This window comes from Amycolatopsis stemonae (genome assembly GCF_054781455.1).
Genome location: NZ_BAAGUJ010000007.1, coordinates 205,315 through 228,896, shown reverse-complemented (window position 1 = coordinate 228,896; position 23,582 = coordinate 205,315). Strand labels below are relative to the sequence as shown.

Genomic DNA, 23,582 nt, shown 5'->3' with positions numbered 1-23,582 from the left:
GATCGGTTCCCGACGGTACCAGTCAAACCGGTTCCAGCGTACTGTGACCCGTATGACGGACCGATTCCGCGAAGGCGCGGGCAGGTTGTGCCTCGACTTCGTCCGCACGCTGCGCTACCGGGGCACGCCGGAGGAGCAGGAGGAACTGCGCGACGCGGCGGCGTGGGGAGCGTGGATCGACCAGCTGGGCCCGTTCCCCGCCCCGGTGCGGCCCACCTCGGCGGACGACGCCCGGACCGTGCGCGAGGCGATCCACGAGCTGCTCACCCGTGAAGTGCGGCCGGCCACCCGTCAACGGTTGAACCGCGTCGCGGCGCTGCCGGTGCCCGCCCCTTCGCTGACGACGTCCGGCGAACTGCGGTGGCAGGCGGCGGATCCCGCGGAGGCGATGCTGGCGTCGCTGGCCCGCGACGCGCTGGAGCTGGTGACGTCCCCGGAGTTCGCGAAGGTCCGCCGCTGCGCCGGGCCGTCGTGCGGGGCGCTGTTCCTGGACACGTCGAGGCCGGGGACGCGGCGGTGGTGCTCGATGGAGATCTGCGGGAACCAGGCCAAGAAGTCGACTTATCGAGCCAAGGTGCACTGACGCGGGTTATGCGAACACGCGAATAGACGCTGGGTATTCTTGTCCGCACTCTCTGTTGTGCCTACCGTGATTGCCATGAAGCTCAGGAAGCTCGCCGGGACGTGCGACGACGGGACGTGTCCGAACGTCTACCTGTCGGACCGCGATACGCTCGTACTTCAAGGCAATGCGGTGCTGACCGCCGATGGGCTGGTCTTCGGGCCGGGTGAGCAGGCTGTCGAGTTGTCGGTGGACCTGGTCGAGGAGGCATTGCGTGCGCTTGGGCGCTGAGTGGGGGCAAAAGTACTTCGACGAGTTCGCTGTGTCTGCGTTCCGCTTGGAGGTGCGACAGAGCTACTTGATGCCGTCGGAGCAGGCGAACATCGAGCTGTACCTGGCCGGCAGCGAGAAGCCCGCCGAGCACAATGCCGCGTGGCGCAGGCGGATAGCGGCAATCGTCGCATCCGGGCGGAGTGTCCAGCGCGCCAAACTGGTCCGTCGTCCGTTGACGGACTACTTGCGGTATCAACGTGCCTGGAGCATCCCGGGGAACGTGGCCGCCGGCGAGGACTACCGGATAGTCGATGTCACGGAGCAGGACTGGGGATTGCCGGCTCAAGATTTCTGGCTCTTCGACGACGCGACGGTCGTGCACCTCGATTATCATCCCGATGGAACGTTTGCCGGCGCCGAGCTGGTGGAAGATCCCGATCTGCGGAAGTACCACGGCTGGCGAGACGTAGCCGTGAGCCATGGGGTGCCGTTTGGCGAGTGGGATGCTGGAGCCGGGTCGGCAGGATGAGCAGCGCGCGACGCTGGCGGAGACGCTTCGGGAGTTGCGTCGGGCCGCGGGACTGTCGGGCGAAAGGCTGGCCGCCCGGTGCGCGATGAGCCAAGCAAAGATCAGCCGCATCGAGACGGGCAAGGTGCTCGCCTCGGTGGTCGACGTCGAGCAGATCGTCGCGGCGCTGTCCGTTCCTCGCGATGCCGCCGAAAAGCTCGTGGCTCTCGCCCGTGTCGCGAACGTCGGCTATACCTCGTGGCGGTCCATGGCGCGCACCGGACTTTGGCGTGGCCAGCTCGAGATCAAGGCGCTGCACGAGTCGTCGCGATTGGTCCGGCAGTTTCTGCCCGCCATCCCGAGCGGTCTGCTCCAGACGCCGGACTACGCACGCCACGTACTGTCCTCCACCACGAAGGGGCGGCCGGCCCGTGATGTCGGCAAGATGGTCGGAGCCCGGTTGGCTTCGCAAGGGGTTCTCGACGACTTAGGCCGGCAGTTCGAGTTCGTCTTGACCGAGCAGGCAGTTCGCTGGCGGCGGGCGCCGCTTCCGGTGATGGTCGGCCAAGTAGCCAACCTCCTTACGGTGGCCGAACGGGAGAATGTCGATATCGCTGTCGTCCCCCAAGCTGCCGAGGTCCTGGTGTCTCCGCTGAACATCTTCGTCGTCCACGACGAGCGATTGGTGACGATCGAATTGTTCTCCGGCACCGTGGCGTTGCGTGATCCACAGGACGTCGCTTACCACGTCGAGCTGTTCGAAGCCTTTCGTGCTCAGGCGTACCGGGGTGAAGAGGCGATCGAATTCCTCCGGTCGGTCGCCGGCGACTTCCGGCGTGAGTGGCGAGCCGGTGGCCATTAGCCAATCAATGCGCGTTCGCGAGTAGAGCTGGCTTGCGCAGATCGCGCGATCTTACTGTTGGTGAATGGAAAACATCACTCGCACTTGCGGCGACTGTAGAGGAAAGGGCTGTGGAAGCTGCGATGGCACCGGCACGATCACCATTGTCGAAGACTGACTCGCTGCTCCGCCCCGGCCTCACACCGGAAGGCTTCACCTGCGGCAACCGGACACACGACTTCTACCGCGCGCCATACCCCTCCGAAGGGCCAGTGAAGGCAACCGACCGCACCGGCCGCAGAAGCTGGATGTACATGTACGCCCACTTCGTCTTCAGCTGGACCGAAGGAGCGTCGACCGTCCACGTAAGTCACGGTACTCTCAACGGCCCTAAAATTACCCTGTGGACCGACATCCGGATCGCCGGATGCTGGTCCGGCACCGTCCTGGCGGACTTCGGTCGCGACTGGGTGATCAAGCACCTCGCGAAGTTCGCGAATTGAAACGGCCCCCTCGGGGAGTCCGAGGGGGCCGTTCCGGAAAGCGTCAGTTGAGCGCGGCGTCCAGGGTGATCGTCGTGCCCGCGAGGGCCTTCGACACCGGGCACGTCTTCTCCGCCGTCTCCGCGTACTCCGCGAACTGCTCCGCCGTGACGCCCTCGATGGACGCGCGCAGCGTGATCGCGATGCCGCTGATCTCGAAGCCGCCGCCGGCGGCCGGGCCGAGGGTGACCTCGGCGCTCACGTCGATCGAGTCCGCGGTGAGCTTCTGGGCCTCCAGCACGCCCGACAGGTTCATCGCCAGGCACGACGAGTGCGCCGCCGCGATGAGCTCCTCCGGGCTGGTCTGGCCGTCGGGGTTGCCCGCGCGGGTCGGGAACGAGACGGAGAACGTGCCGGCGTTGGACGAGTCCAGGGTGACCTCGCCCTTCCCGTTCTGCAGTCCGCCGACCCAGTGGGTGGTCGCGTCACGGCTGGGCATCCGAGCCTCCAAGGGAGTAGGCGGCGGCCGACGCCGTCAGCCGCCGCAGGGTGTCGATCAGGGTTCGCCGCTCGGTGTCGTCGAGGCCCAGCGCGCAGCCGATGGCCGACGGGACGCCCGCCGCGCGGGTGCGCGTGGAGCGGCCTTTCCCGGTCAGGCTGACCACCACCGTGCGCTCGTCCGCGGGCAACCGCGTCCGCGTGACGAGCCCGTTGGCCTCGAGTCGTTTGAGCAGCGGGGAAAGCGTGCCGTAGTCCAGGTGCAGCGCCTCGCCGATCTCCTTGACCGGTCGGTCGTCGGACTCCCACAGCACCAGCAGCACGAGGTACTGCGGGTACGTGAGGCCCAGTTCGCCCAGCAGGGGACGGTAGGTGTCCGTCACCGCGCGCGACGCCGCGTAGAGCGCGAAGCAGGCTTGCTCGTCCAAGAGGAACTCATCCGGCACGCCTATAAACCTAGTCCCCGATTACATCGTGCGCAAGGTATTCCGGAAAAACCTGTCGGTGACGCCTGGCAGACTCCCGGGCATGACCGAACGACCCGAGCGCCCCCGGGCGCCGCTCACCGGTGGCGAGCGCGAAATCCTCACGACGATGCTCGACCACCACCGCGCCACCGTCGAGTGGAAGGCCGGCGGCCTGACCGACGAGCAGGCCCGGCGCGTCCACCTGCCCAGCGAGCTGACCACGATCGCCGGGCTGGTCGGGCACCTGACGCTCAACGAATGGTTCTGGTTCGCCGTCGTCCTCGACGGCGAGGAGGACACGTGGGACGAGCGCCTGAAGGCCGACCCGGACGCCGAGTTCCGCTTCGCCGCGGAGACGCCGGTGCCACAGCTCCTCGCCGACTACGAGAAGCAGTGCGCCCGCAGCCGCGAGATCGTCGCCGCGCGCGGCCTCGACGACCAGGTGACGTACAAGGACGAGACGTTCAACGTCCGCTGGGTGCTCACGCACATGATCGAGGAGACCGCGCGGCACGTCGGCCACCTCGACCTGCTGCGCGAGCTGACCGACGGGGTCACCGGGGAGTGACCTTCTTGGGCGGCAACGGGAAGAAGCCGCTCGTCCGCTCGACGTAGTGCGCGTACGCCGGGCGCGTGCGCGCCATTCCCTTCTCCAGCATGGGTTTGCCCGTTCCGCGAGCCAGCGTGAACGTCATCGCGACGGGGGAGAGGATCGTCAGCGCGCCCGGCCACGTCGAGCAGGCCAGCAGGTACAGGCCCCACCACACGCACGCGTCGCCGAAGTAGTTCGGGTGCCGCGTGTAGCGCCACAACCCCGTGTCGAGCACCTTGCCCTTGTTGGCCGGGTCGGCCTTGAACCGGCGCAGCTGGTCGTCGCCGACCGTCTCGAACGCGAACCCGACCAGCCACACGGCGATGCCGAGCCAGCCCAGGACGCCGATCCCGGTGCCGTCCACCGCGAACTGCACCGGAAGGGAGACGAAGTACAGCACCACACCCTGGAACAGGTAGATCCGCACGAACATCTTCAGCGGCCCGTAGCCCATCCGCGCGTACCGCGGGTCCTCCGGCAACTTGTGGTTGCGCAGGTGCAGGTGCACCGAGAGCCGCACGCCCCAGACGACCGTCAGCAGCACCACCACCAGCCGCAGGGACAGCGGGCCGTCGCCGAACGGGAAGGCCGCGACCGCGACGATCGCGAAGCCCAGCCCCCAGAACGTGTCGATCGTGTCGTAGCGCTTGCGCGCCCGCGCGATCCCGAAGGTCACGACCACCGCCACGAGCGTGACGGCGGCCGTGACGAGCAGCTGCGGCATCAGCACCACTCCCGCGTCGCCGGCATGCCGCTGGTGCCGTCCGGGTGCGGTCGCACCGAGAGGATCTGGTCCACGCCCATCCGGTTCTCCTCGAACGCCAACGCCCCGCCCACCAGGTACAGCCGCCAGACCCGCGCGCCGGTCTCGCCGATCAGCGCGACGACGTCGGCCCAGTTCTCCTCCAGGGTGTCGGCCCAGGCGCGGACCGTCCAGACGTAGTGCTCGCGCATCGCGTGCACGTCCCGCACCTCGAGGCCCGCGGACTCCAGGTGGTCGATGGTCCGGCCGACCGGGCGCATCGTCATGTCGGGGGCGATGTACCGCTCGATGAACGCGCCGCCGCCGGGGGCGACGTTCCCGCGCGACATCTGCTGGATCAGCACCCGGCCGCCGGGCTTGACCATCTTGTGCAACGTCGCCGCGTAGGCCGGGTAGTTGACCTCGCCGACGTGCTCGCCCATCTCGATGGACGCGACCGCGTCGAACGGCGCGTCCGGCAGCTCCCGGTAGTCCTGGCGGCGCACCTCGACGCGGTCTTCGAGGTCGTGCTGGGCGAGGCGGCCGCGGATGTGCTGCAACTGCTCGGCCGAGAGCGTGATGCCGACGGCCTCGACGCCGTGGTGCTTGGCCGCGTGGACCAGCAGCGAGCCCCAGCCGCAGCCGATGTCGAGCAGCCGCATCCCGGGCCGCAGGCCCAGCTTGCGGCAGATCAGCTCCAGCTTGTCGTGCTGGGCCTGTTCGAGGCTCTGCGACTCGGCGGTGAAGTACGCGCTCGAGTACGCCATCGACTCGTCGAGCAGGAGCTGGTAGAAGGCGTTGCCGAGGTCGTAGTGGTGGGCGATGGCGGACTTGTCGCGCAGCAGGCTGTGCAGCTTGCCGGTCAGGCGGGCTTCTTCGGCCGGTGGCCGCGGAGGCGGCCCGACGACCCTCAGCCGGGCCGCGAGCCGGACGGCTTCGGCCCACTCCCGCAGGCCGAGCTTCGCCCGGTTCAGCTCCCCCGTGCGGGTGAGGGCCCAGATCCGGCGGAAGCCGTCCGCGAGGTCTCCTTCGACGTCCAGGTCACCGGTCACGTAGGCGCGGGCGAGACCCAGCTCACCCGGCGCGTAGAGCAGGCGGCGCAGCGCGCGGCGGTTGCGCAGCACGACGGTGGGCGCGTCAACTGGGCCGACGCGGGTTCCGTCCCAGGTCCGGAGGCCGACGGGGAGCTGCCCGCCGAGGAGTTTTTCGGCGAACGAGGCGAGGCGGTGCGCGGTGCTGTTCGGCATGTCCGGGATTCGCTCCGCTCCGCGCGGTGGATTGGTGCCGCCCCCAGCCAATCCGAACCCGGGGCGGCGGCGAAGTACCGGTGTGGAGATCACGGGAGAACGCATCGCCGTCATCGGCAGCGGGGTGGCCGGGCTGACCGCGGCATACCTGCTGCAACGCAAGCACGAGGTGCTGCTCTTCGAGGCGGACGACCGCCTGGGCGGGCACGCGCACACCCACGACGTGCCGAGCGCGCACGGCGGGACCGTCGGGGTCGACTCCGGCTTCATCGTCCACAACGAGCGCACCTACCCGACGCTGCTGAAGCTGTTCGGCGAGCTCGGGGTGCGCACCCGGGACACCGAGATGTCGATGAGCATCCGCTGCGACGGCTGCGGCCTGCAGTACGCCGGCGCCAAGGGGCTGCCCGGGCTCTTCGCCCAGCGCGGCAACCTCGCCCGGCCCCGCTACCTGCGCATGCTGGCCGAGGTGAAGAAGTTCCACCGGCACGCGAAGCGGCTGCTGGCGGCGAAGGACGCCGGGGACGTCACGCTCGGCGCGTTCCTGGCCATCGGCGGCTACACCCGCTACTTCACCGACCACTTCATGCTGCCGCTGGTGTCCACGGTCTGGTCGGCCGACCGCAGCGACACCCTCCGCTACCCGGCCGGGTACCTGTTCGAGTTCCTCCGCAACCACGGCATGCTCTCGGTGAAGAACTCGCCGGCCTGGCGGACCGTCGTCGGCGGGTCCCGCGAATACGTCGAACGCGCGGCGAAGCAGCTCACGGCCGTGCACCTGTCGACGCCGGTGCGGTCGGTGCTGCGGACGGGAAGCGGCGTCGAGGTCCGCGACGACGCCGACACCCCGCACCGGGTCGACAAGGTCGTCGTCGCCACGCACGCCGACCAGGCGCTGTCCCTGCTGGCCAACCCGACCACGGCCGAGCGCGAAGTGCTCGGCGCGTTCCGCTACTCGGCCAACGAAGCCTGGCTGCACACCGACACCAGCGTGCTGCCGTCGCTGGCCGACGCCCGCGCGGGGTGGAACTACCGCGCCCCGGAGTGCGGCGCGCCGACCGGCGCGGTCCAGGTCAGCTACGACATGAACCGCCTGATGCGCCTCGACGAGCCGACCGGCTACGTCGTCACGCTCAACCCCGGCGACGGCCCGGGCCCGGACCGCCTGGTCGCGCGGATGAACTACGAGCACCCGGTCTACACGCCGGAATCCGTTGCGGCGCAACGCCGGCTGCCCGAGCTGAACGACGGCGTCTTCGCGTACGCGGGCGCCTACCACGGCTGGGGCTTCCACGAAGACGGCTGTTCCTCGGGCGCCCGTGCCGCCGAAAGCCTGGGAGTCGCCTGGTGACCAACGCGCTCTACGACGCGACCGTCGCGCACGTGCGGCGGATCGACCCGCCGCACGCCTTCGCGCACCGCGTGTACCTGTGGCTGGTCGACCTCGACGCGCCGCCGCGGCTGCCGGCGTGGCTGCGGCCGTTCGCCCGCTTCGACAGCCGGGACCACTTCGTCGCGAGCGATCCCCGCGGGATCCGCGAGAAGCTGGACGGCTGGCTCGCCGAGCGCGGCGTGGACCTGCGCGGCGGCAAGGTCGTGATGCTGGCCGCCGCGCGCGTGCTCGGGTACGTGTTCAACCCGATCAGCGTCTACTGGTGCCACGACGCCGCGGGCCGCCTCGCCTGCGTGGTCGCCGAGGTGCACAACACGTACGGCGGCCGGCACGCGTACCTGCTGCACCCGGACGAGCACGGCCGCGCCCGCGCGGCCAAGGAGTTCTACGTTTCACCGTTCCAGGAGATGGACGGCGAGTACCGGATGCGGCTGCCCCAGCCGGAAGCGTTGCTCGACCTCACCGTCGCGTTGCGCCGCGAGAACTCGACGCCGCTGGTCGCTACGCTGCGGGGTGTTCGCCGCCCGGTGAACCCGCGGTGGCTGGCCCGGCTCGTGCTGGCCCGGCCGCTGCTCCCGCAGCGGGTGTCCGCGCTGATCCGCCGCCACGGCGTCGCCCTGTGGCTGCGCAAGGCGGCGGTCGTGCCGCGCACCCCGCAGAACGCCGGAGGACAGCTGCATGGATGAGCAGGCCCGCCAGCGCTCCCTCGCGCCCGTGCCCGCCGAAGTCCCGGCGGGCCCGACGGCGGAGGAGCTGATGGTGCGCGTCGCCAAGGGCGACGAGCGGGCGTTCGAACTGCTCTACGACCAGTTCGCGGGGCCGATCTTCGGGCTGGTCCGGCGGATCGTGCGCGACGCGGCCCAGTCCGAAGAGGTCGCGCAGGAGGTGCTCGTCGAGCTCTGGCGCACCGCGACGCGGTATTCGCCCGAGCGCGGCTCGGCGCTGAACTGGGCGATGACGCTGGCCCACCGCCGCGCCGTCGACCGCGTCCGCTCGGCGCGCGCCAGCACCGAGCGCGAACAGAAGGCGACCTTCGAAGCGGCCCGCGGCCGCCCGTTCGACGAGGTCGCCGAGTCCGTCACCGCGCGGCTCGAACGCTCCCAGGTGCGCCGGTGCCTGTCCTTCCTGACCGATCTGCAGCGCGAATCCGTGCTGCTCGCCTACTACCAGGGCTATACCTATCGCGAGGTGGCCGAAGTGCTGTCGACGCCGCAAGGAACCATCAAGACGCGGCTGCGGGACGGGCTCATCCGCCTGCGGGACTGCCTGGGGGTGACCGCGTGAGCACCCCCGAGATGCACACCCTCGCCGGCGCCTTCGCCCTCGACGCCGTCTCCGACATCGAGCGCGCCGAGTTCGCCCGGCACCTCGAGCAGTGCGAGTCGTGCACGCAGGAGGTCGCCGAGCTGCGCGCGACCGCGGCCCGGCTCGGCGCGGCGATGGCCGAGGAGCCGCCGCCGGAGTTCAAGGACCGCGTCATGGCCGCCATGCACGCGACGCGCCAGTTGCCGCCGCGGACGCGGGCCGGCGCGCACGAGCGTCACCGCCCCCCGTCCCGCGCACCGCGCTGGGCGGTCCTGGTGGCGGCCGCCGCCGCGGTGGTCGGGCTGGCCGCCGGCGGCGTGTTCGGCGGGATCGCGCTCACCCAGCAGCAGGAGCTGCAGACCGCGCAGAGCCGGCTCGACCAGGCGAAACAGCGTTACGAGCCGGTGGCGGCCCTGCTCGCGGCCCCGGACTCGAAGACCGCGCACGGTGAGGCGCCCGGGGGCGGCGGGGTCACGGTCGTCCTGTCGAAGTCGCTGAACCGCGTGATGGTGATGGACGCGGGCCTTCCGGCGCAGCCCGGCGGGAAGGTCTACGAGGCCTGGCTGATCACCGGCGGCAGCGCGCCGCGCTCGGCCGGGGTGATCGCCGCCGCCGACGACGGTGGCCTGGTCGTGGCCGACGGCGTCGGGGCCGCCGACCGGCTCGCGGTGAGCCTCGAGCAGGCGGGCGGATCGCCCAGCGGGGCGCCCACGGACGTGCTCATGAGCATGCCCGTGCCGGCCTGATCTTCCGCCATAGCAGAGCGGGCCGGGCAGGTGATCGCGGCCTTCCGCTCTTGCGCGCTCGAACGTGTTGTGGCAAAACACCTTTGCGACACACGGCGTGCCTACTGGATTAGAGCCTGCCTGGTGCCTACCGTCCTGCCTAACGTCGGCAGTTGACATAACTCTCAATCTGGGGTTGAGGTTGAGAGTTGATCACCCGCCGGCGGGCTGTACGGGCACAACGATCAGGAAGGCGGACTTCGATGACGCCCCCGCACAACTACCTTGCGGTGATCAAGGTGGTCGGCATCGGCGGTGGCGGCGTGAACGCCGTGAACCGCATGATCGAGGTCGGCCTCAAGGGTGTCGAGTTCATCGCGGTGAACACCGACGCCCAGGCACTGCTCATGTCCGACGCCGACGTCAAGCTCGACATCGGCCGTGAACTGACCCGCGGCCTCGGCGCGGGCGCCGCCCCCGAGGTCGGCCAGAAGGCCGCCGAAGACCACCGTGAAGAGATCGAAGAGGTCATCAAGGGCGCCGACATGGTGTTCGTGACGGCCGGTGAAGGCGGCGGCACCGGCACCGGTGGCGCCCCGGTCGTCGCGCAGATCGCCCGCAAGCTGGGCGCGCTGACCATCGGCGTCGTGACCCGCCCGTTCACCTTCGAGGGCAAGCGCCGCGGCAAGCAGGCCGAAGACGGCATCCAGTCGCTGCGCAACGAGTGCGACACCCTCATCGTGATCCCGAACGACCGGCTGCTGCAGCTCGGCGACATCGGCGTCTCGCTGATGGACGCGTTCCGCTCGGCGGACGAGGTGCTGCTCTCCGGTGTCCAGGGCATCACCGACCTGATCACCACGCCGGGTCTGATCAACCTCGACTTCGCCGACGTCAAGAGCGTCATGTCCGGTGCGGGGTCGGCGCTGATGGGAATCGGGTCGGCCCGGGGAGAGGGCCGGGCCATCCAGGCCGCGGAGAAGGCGATCAACTCGCCGCTGCTGGAGGCGTCCATGGACGGCGCCCACGGCGCGCTGCTGTCCATCGCGGGCGGCTCCGACCTGGGCCTGTTCGAGATCAACGAGGCCGCGTCGCTGGTGCAGGAGTCCGCGCACCCGGACGCCAACATCATCTTCGGCACGATCATCGACGACTCCCTCGGCGACGAGGTCCGCGTCACGGTGATCGCGGCCGGGTTCGACGCGGGCGCGCCGACCCACAAGAAGCTCGACCCGCCGGCGTTCGGCTCGCGGTCTTCGTCGGGCAGCACGGCGTCCGCCTCGGCCGGGCAGGTCTCGAACCCGCCGACGCCGCCGTCGGGCGCCACCCCGGTGCCGCCGGCCGGCAGCTCCGGCTACCCGGTGGCGCCGCCGCGGTCGCACTCGCCGCTGCCCTCGGCCACTGGCGGCCAGCCGTCCGGCGGGCTCCCGCAGCCCGGCGGCGGTTCGCGCGGCTACTCGCCGATCGGCTCCAACGCGACCCAGGGCAGCCTGCCGGGGCGCGCGATGCCGGTGCACGACGACCCGTCCGACGACGAGGTCGACGTCCCGCCGTTCATGCGGCGCTAGCCACACCTGCTGAAGGCCACCACCCGCGAACTAGAGTCGTGGGTGGTGGCCTTCATCGATGTTCAGGAGGATTCGTGCGGGTTCGGCGAGTGGTCACGACCAGGGCGGGCGGCGCGTCGCGGCCGCCGTACGACACCTTCAACCTGGGTGACCACGTCGGTGACGACGAGGGGGACGTCTTCGCCAACCGCAAGCGGCTCGCTTCGGAACTCGGCCTGGCCGAGGACAGGCTGGCCTGGATGGAGCAGGTCCACGGCCGCACGGCGACGATCGTCGACGGCTCGGAGACCCGCGCGGCGGAGGCGACCGACGCGCTGGTGACCGCGACCCCGGGCGTGGCGCTCGTGGTGCTGGTCGCCGACTGCGTCCCGATCCTGCTGGCCGACGCCGAGGCCGGGGTGGTCTCGGCGGTGCACGCCGGGCGCGTCGGCACGCGCGTCGGCGTCGCCAAGGCGGCGGTTTCCGCGATGCGAGAAGCGGGTGCCGAGGTGGGCCGCATCGAGGCGCTGCTGGGCCCGGCGATCTGCGGCGACTGCTACGAGGTCCCGGCCGCCATGGCCGCCGACGTCGAGAAGCACGTGCCGGGCAGCGCCTGCAAGACGCGGAAGGGCACGCCCGGGCTCGACCTGCGCGCTGGGCTCTGGCAGCAGCTCGCGGACCTCGGCGTCGGCAAGATCGGCGTCGACCCGCGGTGCACCAACGAGGACAAGACGCTCTTCAGCTACCGCCGCGACGGCACGACCGGGCGGATCGCGGGCATCACCTGGGTCGAGGCATGACCGACCGCAAGGCCGAGCTGGCCGCGAACCTGGCCGAGGTCGAGGCGCGGATCGCCGCCGCTTGTCGCGCCGCCGGGCGCGCGCGGGACGAGGTCAAGCTGATCGCGATCACCAAGACCTTCCCCGCCTCCGACGCCGCGCTGCTGGCCGAGCTGGGCGTCACCGACGTGGGGGAGAACCGCGACCAGGAGGCCGGCCCGAAAGCCGCCGAGGTTCCCGGCCTCCGGTGGCACATGGTCGGCCGGCTGCAGCGGAACAAGGCACGGTCCGTGGTCGGGTGGGCGCACGAAGTGCAGTCGCTCGACTCGGCCCGGCTCGCCGACGCGCTCGCCAAGGCGGTGCGTGCGGCCCAGGACGCGCAGATACGTGACGAACCCCTCGACGTGCTGATCCAGGCGAGCCTCGACGACGACCCGGAGCGCGGCGGCTGCCCCCTCGACGAGCTGGGCCAGCTCGCCGAGCACGTCACTCACATGGGTGAACTGCGGCTTCGCGGCCTGATGGCTGTCGCGCCGCTCGGCGCGGACCCGGCGGCGGCCTTCGAACGACTCGCTCGCGCGGGTGAGGCGCTTCGCAAAGATCACCCGAATGCCGCAGAAGTCTCCGCCGGGATGAGCCATGATCTCGAGCAGGCGATCACGCACGGCTCGACCTGTGTGCGTGTCGGAACCGCGTTGCTCGGTGGGCGCGGTTTAGCCTCGCCGTAGGGAGCCCGTACCCGGTCACGTTTAGTGGTCGGCCGTACGGGGCACTGACGGCGTGGAGAAACGTCGGTGCGGGAGCGGCTAGGGCTAGGGAGAGGCATGAGCGCGCTGCAGAAGCTGAAGGCCTACTTCGGGATGGTGCCCGCGGACGACGACGGTTACGACGTCGAAGACGACTACCGGCGTGGCTACGACGACGAGTACGACTCCTACGAGGAGCCGGCTCCCCGGTCGTCGCGCTCACGCTACCGCGACGTCGACGACACGTACGACGAGCCCGTCAGCCGCAGCCAATCACGCTCCGTGGTCGGTTCCGAGCATGCCGTCCACGGCGCGCTCGCGGTCGACCGGCAGCCGGAGCCCGTGGCGCGGCTGCGCCCAGTCACCGAGCCGGCCCGGCCGCCGCTGCGCGACCCGCTCAGCCGGATCACCACGCTGCACCCCACGAGCTACGTGGAGGCACGGGCGATCGGCGAGCACTACCGCGAGGGCATCCCGGTGATCATCAACCTCACCGAGATGGAGAACGCGGACGCCAAGCGGCTCGTCGACTTCGCCGCCGGGCTCGCCTTCGCGCTGCGCGGGTCGATGGACAAGGTCACCAACAAGGTGTTCCTTCTCTCACCGCCCGATGTGGACGTCACGGCGGAAGACCGCCGACGGATTGCCGAGGGCGGATTGTTCCTGCGCGGCTGAAGTCGCGCTTACCGCTGAGCGCAAGCAGACGTGATTTTGTCGACCCGATGCCGCGTCGACCCCCTCAACAGCGTCTTCTACGGGGGCGCATGGTTAGAGTAGGTGCGTGGAAGCTGTGTGGCTGGTCGTCTGGTACGTGCTGTTCGCCTTCTGGCTGCTGCTGACGGCGCGGATCGTGATCGAACTCGTTCGCACCTTCGCGCGTGAGTGGCATCCCGCCGGGGGGGTTGCGGTGACGCTCGAGACCATCTACACAGTGACGGACCCGCCGGTCAGGTTGTTCAGGCGAATCATTCCGATGGTTCGGATCGGCGGCGTCGGACTGGACTTGTCGATTATGGTGCTGCTGTTGGTTGTGTTCTTCGCGATGCAACTGGCGACTCCAAGTTGATCGGGGAGACTTGGGTGGACCCTGCAGGCCATGGAGTGCGTGAGGTGATCTGATGTCGTTGACCCCCGCTGACGTGCATAACGTCGCGTTCAGCAAGCCGCCCATCGGCAAGAGGGGCTACAACGAGGACGAGGTGGACGCGTTCCTCGACCTGGTGGAGACCGAGCTGGCCCGCTTGATCGAGGACAACAACGAGCTGCGCCAGCAGATGGAGCAGCTCGACGCCGAGCTCGAGTCGACCCGAGGCGAGCTCGAAAACGCCAAGGCGAACGTCGGTGCCCCCCCGATGCGTGAAGAGCCGTCGCGCCGCCTGGCCCCCGTGCCGCCGCCGCAGTCGGCCATGGAGCAGACCCAGGCGCACTCGATGGTCGGCGACAGCGCCGAGCCGAACGTGCAGGCCGCCAAGGTTCTGGGCCTGGCCCAGGAGATGGCCGACCGGCTGACCGCCGAGGCGAAGACCGAGTCCGACGGGATGCTGGCCGAGGCCCGCACCAAGTCCGAGCAGCTGCTCTCGGACGCCCGGGCGAAGTCCGACTCGATGGTCAACGAGGCGCGCACGCGCGTCGACACGATGCTGAACGACGCGCGGACCCGGGCGGAGACCCTGGAGCGCCAGGCGCGTGACAAGGCGACCACGCTGGAGCGCGAGTCCCAGCGCAAGTACACCGAGACGATGAACAGCCTCAACGCCGAGAAGGGCGGGCTGGGCAAGAAGATCGAAGAGCTGCGCACGATCGAGCGGGAGTACCGCACGAGGCTGCGCGGGTTCCTCGAGTCCCAGCTGCGCGAGCTCGACGACCGCGGCTCCGCGGCCCCGGCGTCGGCGTCCTCGAACTCCGGGCAGTCGTCCGGTTCCTCGAGCGGCGGCCAGGGCTACTCGTTCGGCCCGCGCGCCGAGGCCGGCTGAGTTTTCTTCCCCGGGCCCACCCCACCGGCGACGTCGGCGGGGTGGGCCACGGTTCGGAGTCGATCCGGTACCGCACGTGGGCGGGTCGACGGCCGATCTTGAGCGGTTCGTGCTGTAATTCAGCGTGCTTTACATCGTGCTGGTACTGGTACTGGCGGCTCTGGGGTTGCTCGTCACGGCGCTCATCACGGCTTCTTCGCTGTGGGCGTGGGTTTCCATCGGTCTCTCCGTGCTGGCCGGGCTGATCCTGGTCGCCGACTGGCTGCGCCGCCGTCGTCGTGCCGCGGCTCCGGCTCCCGAACCTCCCGCGGAACCTCCGGCCGAGGAAGAGCCACCGGCCGAAGAGCCACCCGCCGACGAGAAGCCGGTGGAAGAGGAACAGACCGCCCTGATCCCGGCGGCGGGCGACCTGGGTGACCCGGCCGACACGCCCGAGCCCGAAGCACCCCCGGCCGAAGAACCGGTCGCGGAAGAGCCCGCACCGGCGAAGCCCGAGTCCGACGCCGAGCCGGGCGAAGAAGAGACCACGTCGGCGGACCTCGCCGTCTTGGCCGACCTCGAGGACGAGGTCGTGGTGGTCGACGAGCACCCGCGCTACCACCTCAGGACGTGCGTCTGGCTGGGCAAGCGCGACACGATCCCGATCGGCGTCGGCGAAGCCCGTCAGCTCGGCTTCACGCCGTGCAACCGCTGCCGCCCCGACGCGACCCTGGTGGCCGCCCACCGCTGACCCCCGTGTCGACCCTCCAATCACGCGTGATGCCCCTCCAATCACGCGAGATGCCTCTCCAATCACGCGAGATGCCGCTTCAATCACGTGTGAGGCCGTGCGGGAGGGACGACACGCGTGATTGAAGGGACGACACGGCGTCGGCTCCTTCCGGGGTGAGCCGCAGCGCGCGGTGGGCTTGGCCGCGCCGCCGCACCCAGCCCGCGTCCACGAACCGGGTCGCGACCGCCGCGCCCAGGGCGCCCGCCAGGTGGTGGCGCTGCTCACTCCAGTCCAGGCAGAACTTCAGCAGCGGACGGCGGCCGGCCGCGGCCGCGTCGAGGTCCACGCCCAGTTCGCCGAACACCTCGCGGGCCGCGGGACCCAGCGTGTACGGGTGTTCGCTCAACGGAGCCGAAATCCGGTCGCCCGGACGTCGTCGCGTGTCGGAGGGCCCGGTCAGCGCACCCCGCGCCAGCAGCGCCGAGGTGACCGCAACGCCGAGCCGTCCGGCGAGGTGGTCGTAACAGGTGCGCGCCGTGCGCAGCGCCTCCGCACGCGTGCCCTCCCGCAAGGACGTCACGGGCTGCGAAGGGGAGAACCGCGCCAGCGTCTCCAGCAGCTCCGCGGTGTCCGGACCGGCCAGGCGGTAGAACCGGTGCCGCCCCGACTTCTCCGCGACGACCAGGCCGGCGTCCCGCAGCTTCGCCAGGTGCGCGCTGACGCCCGGGGCGGACAGCCGGGCCTCGGCGGCCAGCACGGACGCCGCCAGCGCCCGGCCGTCGCCCAGCGCGAGCAGCACGCGGACGCGCGCCAGGTCGGCGAACAGCGCGGCCGTGCGGGCGATGTCGGCGTCGCCTTCCATGCCCCCAGGATGCCCCCGGCACACTTCCACCGCGACGGAAACGTCCGCGCGGTGCACTGGGGGCATGCTCCTGCTGACCATGTGCGCCGGGATGTTCCTGGTGCAGCTCGACGTGACGGTCGTCAACGTCGCGCTGCCCGCCATCGGCACCGACCTCGGCGCGGACCTCACCGCGCTGCAGTGGGTGGTCGACGGCTACGCGGTCGTCCTGGCGGCGTTCCTGCTCACCGGCGGCGCTCTCGGTGACCTCCTCGGACACCGCCGGGTCGTCGTCGCGGGCTTCACGCTCTTCGGCGCGGCTTCGGCCGCGTGCGGGCTCGCCGGCGCCGCGCCGTGGCTCGTCGCCGCCCGCGCCGGTCAGGGCCTGGGCGCCGCGTTGCTGCTGCCCGGGACGCTCGCCGTGATCACCGGCGCCTACCCGGGACGCGCCGAGCGTGCCCGGGCCCTCGGCGTCTGGGCGGGGGTGTCGGCCCTGGCGCTGGCGGCGGGCCCGGTCCTCGGCGGCGCACTCGTCACCGCGGCGGGCTGGCGGCCGGTGTTCTGGCTCAACGTCCCCGTCGTGCTGGTGGCCGCCCTGGCGACCCGGCGGCTCGTGCCGCGCGGCGACCGCAGGCCCGGGAGGGTCGACTTCGCCGGCATCGCGACGGCCGCGCCCGCGCTCGGCGCCGCGGTCTACGCGGTCATCGGCGGCAGTGTCGTCGCCGGGGTGCTCGCGGTCGTCCTGCTGGGGGCGTTCCTGGTCGTCGAACGCCGGTCGGCGCACCCGATGCTGCCCCTCGACGTCGCCCGGCGGACCCTGCCCGCGAACTTCGTCTCGGCCGCGATGAACTTCGTCGGCATCGGCTCGATCCTCGTGCTGACGCTCTACCTGCAGGGCGTCCGGCACGCGACGCCGTTGCAGGCCGGGCTCGAAGTCCTGCCGCTGTTCGGGCCGCTGGCGGTGCTGGCGCCGGTCACCGGCCGGCTCGTCGCCCGGTTCGGGCCGCGGCCGCTGACGGTGTCCGGGCTCGCCCTCGGCGTGCTCGGGATGCTGAACCTGGTGCTGATCAACGAAACCAGCGGTTACCCGGCCCTCCTGCCGACGCTGCTCGGCCTCGGCGTCGGGATGGGCCTGCTGACGACGGCAGTCGTGACGGCGGCGGTCAGCGACATCCCGGCCGAGCGGGCGGGCGTCGCCAGCGGCATCAACAACACCGCCCGCCAGGCCGGCGGCGCGCTCGGGGTGGCCGTGCTCGGCGCGGTCTCGGGTGCGGGGCTGCCGACGGTGGGTGTCATCGCGGCGGCGTTGTGGCTGACGGCCATCGGCGTGACGCTGGCCGGGGTACGTGCCCCTCGTGACAACCCGGTTGCGCGGGCCCGTTAATCTGGTAGGCAACAAGGCGTCGATCCGGCCATCACCGGGGAGCCTCCGGAAGAACCGAGCGTCACCGCTCTCAGTAGAACCGGACGGGTGCGGCCCGTGACAGCCGTCAACGAAGCGGCCTGCGCGAGCAGGCAAGCGGGGTGGTACCGCGGTACGCCGTCAAGGCGTCTCGTCCCCGTGTGGGTGACCGGGAACCCGGTCGTCCGTACGAGAGCGACGAACCGAGGAGCACCGGGATGTACCCCCAGGCCCAACTGGACGACGGCGCGGGAGTTCCGTCGCAGCCGTCCTTCCCCGCGCTGGAGAAGCAGGTCCTCGCCTACTGGGAGACGGACCGGACGTTCCAGGCGACCATCGACGCCCGCCCGGCGGGCGAGCACGGCGACAACGAGTACGTCTTCTACGACGGCCCCCCCTTCGCCAACGGCCTGCCGCACTACGGTCACCTCCTCACCGGGTACGTCAAGGACCTGGTGCCGCGCTACCAGACGATGAAGGGCCGCAAGGTCGAGCGCCGCTTCGGCTGGGACACCCACGGCCTGCCCGCCGAGCTCGAAGCCATGCGCCAGCTCGGGATCACGGAGAAGTCCGAGATCGAAGAGATGGGCATCGCGAAGTTCAACGAGGCTTCGCGCGAGTCCGTCCTGCGCTACACCAACGAGTGGCGCGACTACGTGACCCGCCAGGCCCGCTGGGTCGACTTCGACAACGACTACAAGACGCTCGACGTCACGTACATGGAGTCGGTGCTCTGGGCGTTCAAGCGCCTGTGGGACAAGGGACTCGTCTACGAGGGCTACCGCGTCCTGCCGTACTGCTGGCGCGACGAGACGCCGCTGTCCAACCACGAGCTGCGGATGGACGACGACGTCTACGCCACCCGCCAGGACCCGGCCGTCACGGTCGGGTTCCGCTTGCAGGACAACGACAACGACCTCGACGGCACCTACCTGCTGATCTGGACGACGACGCCGTGGACGTTGCCGTCGAACCTCGCGACCGCCGTGCACCCCGAGGTGCAGTACGTCGTCGTGGAGAGCGAGAACTTCCCGGGCAAGCGGTTCCTGCTCGCCGAAGCGCGCGTCGGCGCGTACGCGCGTGAACTCGGCGAAGAGCCGGCAGTCGTCGCGCACTACACCGGTGCCGAACTGCTCGGAACCCGTTACGCGCCGCCGTTCCCGTACTTCACCGGCACCGAGAACGCGCACCGCGTGCTGGCCGCGGACTACGTCACCACCGAAGACGGCACCGGCGTCGTGCACATCGCGCCCGCCTACGGTGAAGAGGACAAGGTCGTCACCGACGCCGCCGGCATCACGCCGGTGACGCCGGTCGACGCGCAGGGCAAGTTCGACGCGACCGTGCCGGACTACGCCGGGCAGCAGGTGTTCGACGCCAACCCGAACATCATCCGCGACCTCAAGAACGGCACCGGATCCGCGGCCGAGCAGGGCGCGTTGCTGCTGCGCCACGAGACCTACGACCACCCGTACCCGCACTGCTGGCGCTGCCGCAACCCGCTGATCTACCGCGCGGTGTCGTCGTGGTTCGTCGCGGTGACGCAGTTCAAGGACCGGATGGTCGAGCTCAACCAGCAGATCACCTGGTACCCGGAGAACGTCAAGGACGGCCAGTTCGGCAAGTGGCTGGAGAACGCGCGCGACTGGTCGGTCTCGCGCAACCGCTACTGGGGCACGCCGATCCCGGTGTGGCGCAGCGACAACCCGGAGTACCCGCGCATCGACGTCTACGGCTCGCTCGACGAGCTGGAGGCGGACTTCGGCGTGCGGCTGGACAACCTGCACCGGCCCTACATCGACGAGCTGACCCGGCCCAACCCGGACGACCCGACCGGCAAGTCCACGATGCGCCGCGTCGAGGACGTCCTGGACGTCTGGTTCGACTCCGGCTCGATGCCCTACGCCCAGGTGCACTACCCGTTCGAGAACGCCGACTGGTTCGAGCACCACTACCCGAGCGACTTCATCGTCGAGTACATCGGGCAGACCCGCGGCTGGTTCTACCTGCTGCACGTGCTCGCGACGGCGCTGTTCGACCGGCCGGCGTTCCGCACCTGCGTCTCGCACGGCATCGTGCTGGGCTCCGACGGCGCGAAGATGTCCAAGTCGCTGCGCAACTACCCGGACGTCAACGAGGTCTTCGAGCGCGACGGCTCCGACGCCATGCGCTGGTACCTGATGGCGAGCCCGATCCTGCGCGGCGGCAACCTGGTCGTCACCGACAAGGGCATCCGCGACGCCGTCCGCCAGGCCGTGCTGCCGCTGTGGAACTCGTACTACTTCCTCGCCCTGTATGCGAACGCCGAGGGCGTGGACGGCAAGTGGCGCACGGATTCGCCGAACGTGCTCGACCGGTACGTGCTGGCGAAGACGCACGAGCTCGTCACCGACGTCGAGTACGCGATGGACCACTACGACGTCGCGGGCGCGTGCCAGACCGTGCGGGACTTCCTCGAGGTCCTCACGAACTGGTACGTCCGGCGCTCGCGCGACCGCTTCTGGGCGGGTGACCGGGACGCGATCGACACGCTGCACACCGTGCTCGAGGTGACGTCGCGGGTCGCGGCGCCGCTGCTGCCGCTGACCACCGAGGTCGTCTGGCGCGGGCTCACCGGCGGCCGTTCGGTGCACCTGACCGACTGGCCGAACGCGAACGACCTGCCCGCGGACGCGGCGCTGGTCACCGCGATGGACCGGGTGCGGCAGGTGGCGTCGTCGGCGCTTTCGCTGCGGAAGGCGAACAAGCTGCGCGTGCGGCTGCCGCTGTCGTCGCTGGTCGTGGCGGCCGAGGACGCCGAGTCCCTGGCGCCCTTCGCCGACATCCTGCGCGACGAGGTCAACTTCAAGGCGGTCGAGCTGACCACCGACGTCGCCGCGCACGGCGGGTTCGAGGTCGCGGTCAACGCCCGCGCCGCCGGCCCGCGCCTGGGCAAGGACGTCCAGACCGTGATCAAGGCCGTCAAGGCGGGCGACTGGTCGTTCCAGGGCGGCGCCGTGGTCGCGGCCGGGATCGCGCTGCGCGAAGGCGAGTTCGAGCGGCGGCTGGTCGCCAAGGGCGGCGGCGCGGCGGCGGAACTGCCCGGCGGATCCGGGCTGGTGCTCATCGACACCGAGGTGACGCCGGAACTGGCGGCCGAAGGCCTGGTCCGCGACCTGGTCCGGGTCGTGCAGCAGGCCCGCCGCGACGCCGGGCTCGACGTGGCCGACCGGATCTCGCTGACCGTCGACGCGCCCGCCGAGGTCGTCGACGCGGCCCGGACGCACCAGGAGTTCCTGGCGTCGGAGACGCTGGCGACGTCGGTGACCTACGGCCCGGTGGACGGCGGGTCCGCCGGCACGGTCGGCGACGGCACGAAGGTCACCGTCTCGGTCGAAAAGGCCTGACTGCCGGAGGTGGCCAGTATGGTGTGAACCGACTGGCCACCTCCGTTGGCGGGTGGCGTGCTTTGGGGGAGGGGTACGCGAAATGAGTCCTGCCGGCAGACGGGGGATCCTGATCGGCGGCGCGCTGCTGGTCGTCGTGGTCGTGGTGGCGGCGTTCTTCGTGCTGAACGGCGGTTCGGCGCCCGAGGCGGCCGCCGGGGCCACGAGCGTCGAGAGCCCGGGGGCCATCGACCCGCATTCGGCGATCACCGAATACCTGCAGGAAGTGTCCGAGAACAACCCCGACGCGGCGGGCCGGCTGACCGACGACAACGCCGCGGCCGCCGTCGCCCTGCGGGATGCGCGCAACACGCTCAACCCGTCGTCGGTGACGGCCAAGCTGACCGTGCTGCAGCCGACGCCGGCCGGGGCGAAGACGACCGGCGGGACGTTCGCCGTGTCGTGGTCGCTCAAGGGCGGTCCGTGGGCCTACGACGTTCCGTTCCAGCTGGTCCAGGCCGGCGGCAAGTGGCTGGTGCACTGGGCACCTTCGCTGCTGCACCCGAAACTGGAGGCCGGGCAGCGGCTGGTGGTCAGCACGGCGGTGCGGGACACGACGGCCGTCGTCGACCGCGACGGCAAGCCGTTGCTCATCAGCGGGGCCGGCGGCACGCGCCCGGTCGAGGGCGATCCCGCGCCGCTGCTGCGGTCCGCGCTCACCGGGCAGGTCACGGCCGCGGCGGGCACCGGGTTCGCCGTCGAGCGCGTCGACACGAGCGGAAAGAGCCTCGAGACGCTCTTCGGGAAGGCTGCCGCGGGCGAGGCCAAGCCGCTGACGTCGAGCCTGAGCCTGGCCGCGCAGAACGCGGCGCAGAAAGCGGTCGACGGCTACCGAGGCTCGGCCATGGTGGTCGCGCTCGACACGGGTTCGGGGGACATCCTGGCCGTCGCGCAGAACGCGGCCGCCGGGAACCAGCCGAAGGCGCTCAACGGCCTGTACGAGCCGGGCTCGTCGTTCAAGATCGCGACGTCGGTGGCGGCGATCCAGCAGAGCGGACTGACGTCGGCGTCGCCGGTCGACTGCCCGGGTGTCGCGACGATCGGCACGCGGACGGTCAAGAACGAAGGCTTCGAGCTGGGCGCGACGAACCTGCAGACGGCGTTCGCGCGGTCCTGCAACACGACGTTCGGCCGGCTCGCGCTGGCCCTGCCCGCCGACGGACTGGTGAAGGCGGCGAACGAGCTGGGGCTCAACGCCGACTACGACATCCCGGGCATCCCCACCGAGCTGGGCAAGGTCGAGCCCGCGGCGAGCAAGGACGAGCAGGTCGAAGACGGGTTCGGCCAGGGCCGCATCCAGGCCAGCTGCCTCGGTGGCGCCGTGATGGCGGCGACGGTCGCGTCCGGCAGGGCGATCACGCCGCGGCTGTGGCACGACCTGGAAACGCAGGTCGTCAAGGGGTACTCGCCGCCGCCCGCGTCGGTGCTCGGCGAAGTCCGGAAGATGATGCGCGCGGTGGTGCAGAGCGGGACCGGGCGTGGCGCCGCGAGCGCGGGCGACGTGTTCGGCAAGACGGGCACGGCCCAGTTCGGCGACGGGTCGAACGCCACGGGCTGGTTCGTCGGCTACCGCGGGAACGTCGCCTTCGCGGTGGTCCTGGAGAACTCGAACGACTCCGGGCCGGCGGTCACCCTGGCCGCCCAGTTCCTCAAGGCCCTCTGAAGTCTCCGCACCGGCGGCGCTTTCCCGGGAAAGCGCCGTGTCGGTTCGGCCGTGGGCGAAGCGTGGCCGTCGTACCGTGGGCGCATGGAGACGATCGCTCTCGCCGAGGTGGCCGCGGTGCTCGCCGACCCGAGCCGCGCCACCATGTGCCTCGCCCTGCTCGACGGACGGGCGTGGACCGTCGGCGAGCTGGCCAAGGCGGCCGGGATCGCCCTCTCCACGGCCAGTGAGCACGTCACCCGGCTGGTCGACGCCGGGTTCGTCGCGCGGGTGAAGCAGGGCCGGGCCAGTTACGTCCGGATCGCCGATCCGCGCGTGGCCGAGCTGATCGAGCACCTGGCCCAGCACGCCGAGCACCGGCCGGTGACCGGGCTGAAGTCGTCGCTGCGGGTGAAGCGGCTCGGCTTCGCGCGGACCTGCTACGACCACCTCGCCGGCTCGCTCGGCGTCGCCGTCCGCGACGGCATGCTCGCGACCGGCCTGGTCGACACCGCCGACGGGCTGACGCTGACCGCGCGCGGCCGCGAAGTGCTGGCCGGTCTCGGCGTGCCGGTCGCCGCCGGGCCGCGGCGGCCGCTGCTGCGCGACTGTCTGGATTGGACGGAACGCCGAGACCACCTCGCCGGGGCGGTGCCCGCGGCCCTGCTCGAGCGGGCGGTCGACGCGGGCTGGGTCGGCCGGGACGGCCACCGCGCGGTCAAGGTCCTGCCGGCCGCCGCCCGGCCGTTCGCCGCTCTCGGTGTCGATCTCGACGCGCTGAGTGCGCCTTAACACACCGGTTGTCCGACTCGCGGCAGCGGTACACGAACGAGTTAACCCACCCGCTTCACTATTCTGAGTGCCCCACGGCACTCGGGAG

General features: G+C 70.8%; 26 protein-coding genes. 21 read left to right on the top strand and 5 right to left on the bottom strand.

Features of this window, described 5'->3' with window-relative positions:
* Positions 1 to 52 precede the first annotated feature (52 nt).
* The 5 genes from ACYVLJ_RS26325 to ACYVLJ_RS26305 all read left to right on the top strand — a co-directional run bounded on the left by ACYVLJ_RS26325 (position 53) and on the right by ACYVLJ_RS26305 (position 2,687).
* Positions 53 to 583, top strand: a complete 531-nt coding sequence (locus tag ACYVLJ_RS26325; RefSeq protein WP_460440724.1) for a CGNR zinc finger domain-containing protein — start codon at positions 53 to 55, stop codon at positions 581 to 583.
* A gap of 75 nt (positions 584 to 658) precedes the next feature.
* Positions 659 to 853 carry a hypothetical protein gene (locus tag ACYVLJ_RS26320; protein WP_460440723.1) on the top strand — a complete coding sequence of 65 codons (195 nt, stop codon included), beginning with the start codon at positions 659 to 661 and terminating at the stop codon, positions 851 to 853.
* On the top strand, positions 837 to 1,364 hold the full coding sequence (locus ACYVLJ_RS26315; protein WP_460440722.1) for a DUF6879 family protein: 528 nt from the start codon (positions 837 to 839) through the stop codon (positions 1,362 to 1,364). The genes ACYVLJ_RS26320 and ACYVLJ_RS26315 overlap by 17 nt, the downstream gene beginning before the upstream one ends.
* Positions 1,339 to 2,205, top strand: a complete 867-nt coding sequence (locus ACYVLJ_RS26310) for a helix-turn-helix domain-containing protein (protein WP_460440721.1) — start codon at positions 1,339 to 1,341, stop codon at positions 2,203 to 2,205. The genes ACYVLJ_RS26315 and ACYVLJ_RS26310 overlap by 26 nt, the downstream gene beginning before the upstream one ends.
* A gap of 110 nt (positions 2,206 to 2,315) precedes the next feature.
* Positions 2,316 to 2,687, top strand: coding sequence for a hypothetical protein (locus ACYVLJ_RS26305; protein ID WP_460440720.1), 372 nt, complete (start codon positions 2,316 to 2,318; stop codon positions 2,685 to 2,687).
* Between the two features lie 43 nt (positions 2,688 to 2,730).
* On the opposite strand, the gene ACYVLJ_RS26300 is transcribed toward ACYVLJ_RS26305, so the two are convergent.
* Both ACYVLJ_RS26300 and ACYVLJ_RS26295 read right to left on the bottom strand, forming a co-directional pair.
* On the bottom strand, positions 2,731 to 3,165 hold the full coding sequence (locus ACYVLJ_RS26300; RefSeq protein WP_247024743.1) for an OsmC family peroxiredoxin: 435 nt from the start codon (positions 3,163 to 3,165) through the stop codon (positions 2,731 to 2,733).
* Positions 3,152 to 3,610, bottom strand: a complete 459-nt coding sequence (locus tag ACYVLJ_RS26295; protein WP_451983455.1) for a MarR family winged helix-turn-helix transcriptional regulator — start codon at positions 3,608 to 3,610, stop codon at positions 3,152 to 3,154. The genes ACYVLJ_RS26300 and ACYVLJ_RS26295 overlap by 14 nt, the downstream gene beginning before the upstream one ends.
* Before the next feature lie 82 nt (positions 3,611 to 3,692).
* On the opposite strand from ACYVLJ_RS26295, the gene ACYVLJ_RS26290 reads away from it, so the two are divergent.
* Positions 3,693 to 4,199: a DinB family protein gene (locus ACYVLJ_RS26290; RefSeq protein WP_451983453.1), complete on the top strand. Its 507-nt coding sequence runs from the start codon at positions 3,693 to 3,695 to the stop codon at positions 4,197 to 4,199.
* Here the strand turns inward: ACYVLJ_RS26290 and ACYVLJ_RS26285 are convergent.
* Positions 4,186 to 4,947 carry a DUF1295 domain-containing protein gene (locus ACYVLJ_RS26285; RefSeq protein WP_451983451.1) on the bottom strand — a complete coding sequence of 254 codons (762 nt, stop codon included), beginning with the start codon at positions 4,945 to 4,947 and terminating at the stop codon, positions 4,186 to 4,188. The genes ACYVLJ_RS26290 and ACYVLJ_RS26285 overlap by 14 nt on opposite strands.
* Positions 4,947 to 6,212: a class I SAM-dependent methyltransferase gene (locus ACYVLJ_RS26280; protein WP_460440719.1), complete on the bottom strand. Its 1,266-nt coding sequence runs from the start codon at positions 6,210 to 6,212 to the stop codon at positions 4,947 to 4,949. The genes ACYVLJ_RS26285 and ACYVLJ_RS26280 overlap by 1 nt, the downstream gene beginning before the upstream one ends.
* A gap of 82 nt (positions 6,213 to 6,294) precedes the next feature.
* On the opposite strand from ACYVLJ_RS26280, the gene ACYVLJ_RS26275 reads away from it, so the two are divergent.
* The 11 genes from ACYVLJ_RS26275 (at position 6,295) to ACYVLJ_RS26225 (ending at position 15,410) form a co-directional block, all read left to right on the top strand.
* On the top strand, positions 6,295 to 7,563 hold the full coding sequence (locus tag ACYVLJ_RS26275) for an NAD(P)/FAD-dependent oxidoreductase (RefSeq protein WP_451983447.1): 1,269 nt from the start codon (positions 6,295 to 6,297) through the stop codon (positions 7,561 to 7,563).
* Complete coding sequence (locus tag ACYVLJ_RS26270) at positions 7,557 to 8,291, top strand: DUF1365 domain-containing protein (RefSeq protein WP_460440857.1); 735 nt, start codon at positions 7,557 to 7,559, stop codon at positions 8,289 to 8,291. Before ACYVLJ_RS26275 ends, ACYVLJ_RS26270 begins: the two co-directional genes overlap by 7 nt.
* On the top strand, positions 8,284 to 8,889 hold the full coding sequence (sigK, locus tag ACYVLJ_RS26265; protein ID WP_451983445.1) for an ECF RNA polymerase sigma factor SigK: 606 nt from the start codon (positions 8,284 to 8,286) through the stop codon (positions 8,887 to 8,889). The genes ACYVLJ_RS26270 and sigK overlap by 8 nt, the downstream gene beginning before the upstream one ends.
* Positions 8,886 to 9,656: an anti-sigma factor gene (locus ACYVLJ_RS26260; protein WP_451983443.1), complete on the top strand. Its 771-nt coding sequence runs from the start codon at positions 8,886 to 8,888 to the stop codon at positions 9,654 to 9,656. The genes sigK and ACYVLJ_RS26260 overlap by 4 nt, the downstream gene beginning before the upstream one ends.
* 242 nt (positions 9,657 to 9,898) lie before the next feature.
* The gene (gene ftsZ, locus ACYVLJ_RS26255) at positions 9,899 to 11,203 is read left to right on the top strand and encodes a cell division protein FtsZ (protein ID WP_451983441.1); all 1,305 of its coding nucleotides are present in this window, start codon (positions 9,899 to 9,901) and stop codon (positions 11,201 to 11,203) included.
* Between the two features lie 74 nt (positions 11,204 to 11,277).
* Positions 11,278 to 11,982 carry a peptidoglycan editing factor PgeF gene (gene pgeF / locus ACYVLJ_RS26250; RefSeq protein WP_451983439.1) on the top strand — a complete coding sequence of 235 codons (705 nt, stop codon included), beginning with the start codon at positions 11,278 to 11,280 and terminating at the stop codon, positions 11,980 to 11,982.
* Positions 11,979 to 12,689, top strand: coding sequence for a YggS family pyridoxal phosphate-dependent enzyme (locus ACYVLJ_RS26245; protein ID WP_451983437.1), 711 nt, complete (start codon positions 11,979 to 11,981; stop codon positions 12,687 to 12,689). Before pgeF ends, ACYVLJ_RS26245 begins: the two co-directional genes overlap by 4 nt.
* Before the next feature lie 96 nt (positions 12,690 to 12,785).
* Entirely contained in the window at positions 12,786 to 13,382 is a 597-nt protein-coding gene (locus tag ACYVLJ_RS26240) for a cell division protein SepF (protein ID WP_460440718.1), read from the top strand.
* Positions 13,383 to 13,497: 115 nt separating this feature from the next.
* The gene (locus tag ACYVLJ_RS26235; protein WP_072477845.1) at positions 13,498 to 13,773 is read left to right on the top strand and encodes a YggT family protein; all 276 of its coding nucleotides are present in this window, start codon (positions 13,498 to 13,500) and stop codon (positions 13,771 to 13,773) included.
* 52 nt (positions 13,774 to 13,825) lie between these two features.
* Positions 13,826 to 14,680, top strand: coding sequence for a DivIVA-like cell division protein Wag31 (wag31, locus tag ACYVLJ_RS26230; protein WP_086670198.1), 855 nt, complete (start codon positions 13,826 to 13,828; stop codon positions 14,678 to 14,680).
* Between the two features lie 124 nt (positions 14,681 to 14,804).
* Positions 14,805 to 15,410: a hypothetical protein gene (locus tag ACYVLJ_RS26225; RefSeq protein ID WP_460440717.1), complete on the top strand. Its 606-nt coding sequence runs from the start codon at positions 14,805 to 14,807 to the stop codon at positions 15,408 to 15,410.
* A gap of 79 nt (positions 15,411 to 15,489) precedes the next feature.
* On the opposite strand, the gene ACYVLJ_RS26220 is transcribed toward ACYVLJ_RS26225, so the two are convergent.
* Entirely contained in the window at positions 15,490 to 16,254 is a 765-nt protein-coding gene (locus tag ACYVLJ_RS26220; RefSeq protein WP_460440716.1) for an ArsR/SmtB family transcription factor, read from the bottom strand.
* A 64-nt stretch (positions 16,255 to 16,318) separates the two neighbouring features.
* Here ACYVLJ_RS26220 and ACYVLJ_RS26215 point away from each other — a divergent pair, with 64 nt between their 5' ends.
* The 4 genes from ACYVLJ_RS26215 (at position 16,319) to ACYVLJ_RS26200 (ending at position 23,494) form a co-directional block, all read left to right on the top strand.
* The gene (locus ACYVLJ_RS26215) at positions 16,319 to 17,617 is read left to right on the top strand and encodes an MFS transporter (protein WP_460440715.1); all 1,299 of its coding nucleotides are present in this window, start codon (positions 16,319 to 16,321) and stop codon (positions 17,615 to 17,617) included.
* Between the two features lie 236 nt (positions 17,618 to 17,853).
* The gene (ileS, locus tag ACYVLJ_RS26210) at positions 17,854 to 21,021 is read left to right on the top strand and encodes an isoleucine--tRNA ligase (protein WP_460440714.1); all 3,168 of its coding nucleotides are present in this window, start codon (positions 17,854 to 17,856) and stop codon (positions 21,019 to 21,021) included.
* Positions 21,022 to 21,103: 82 nt separating this feature from the next.
* Positions 21,104 to 22,723 (top strand): penicillin-binding protein, encoded by a 1,620-nt coding sequence (locus tag ACYVLJ_RS26205; protein WP_460440713.1) that lies wholly within the window; start codon positions 21,104 to 21,106, stop codon positions 22,721 to 22,723.
* Between the two features lie 84 nt (positions 22,724 to 22,807).
* A complete protein-coding gene (locus ACYVLJ_RS26200) occupies positions 22,808 to 23,494 on the top strand; it encodes an ArsR/SmtB family transcription factor (RefSeq protein WP_451983423.1) in 687 nt (228 codons plus the stop codon).
* The last annotated feature ends 88 nt before the right edge of the window (positions 23,495 to 23,582 follow it).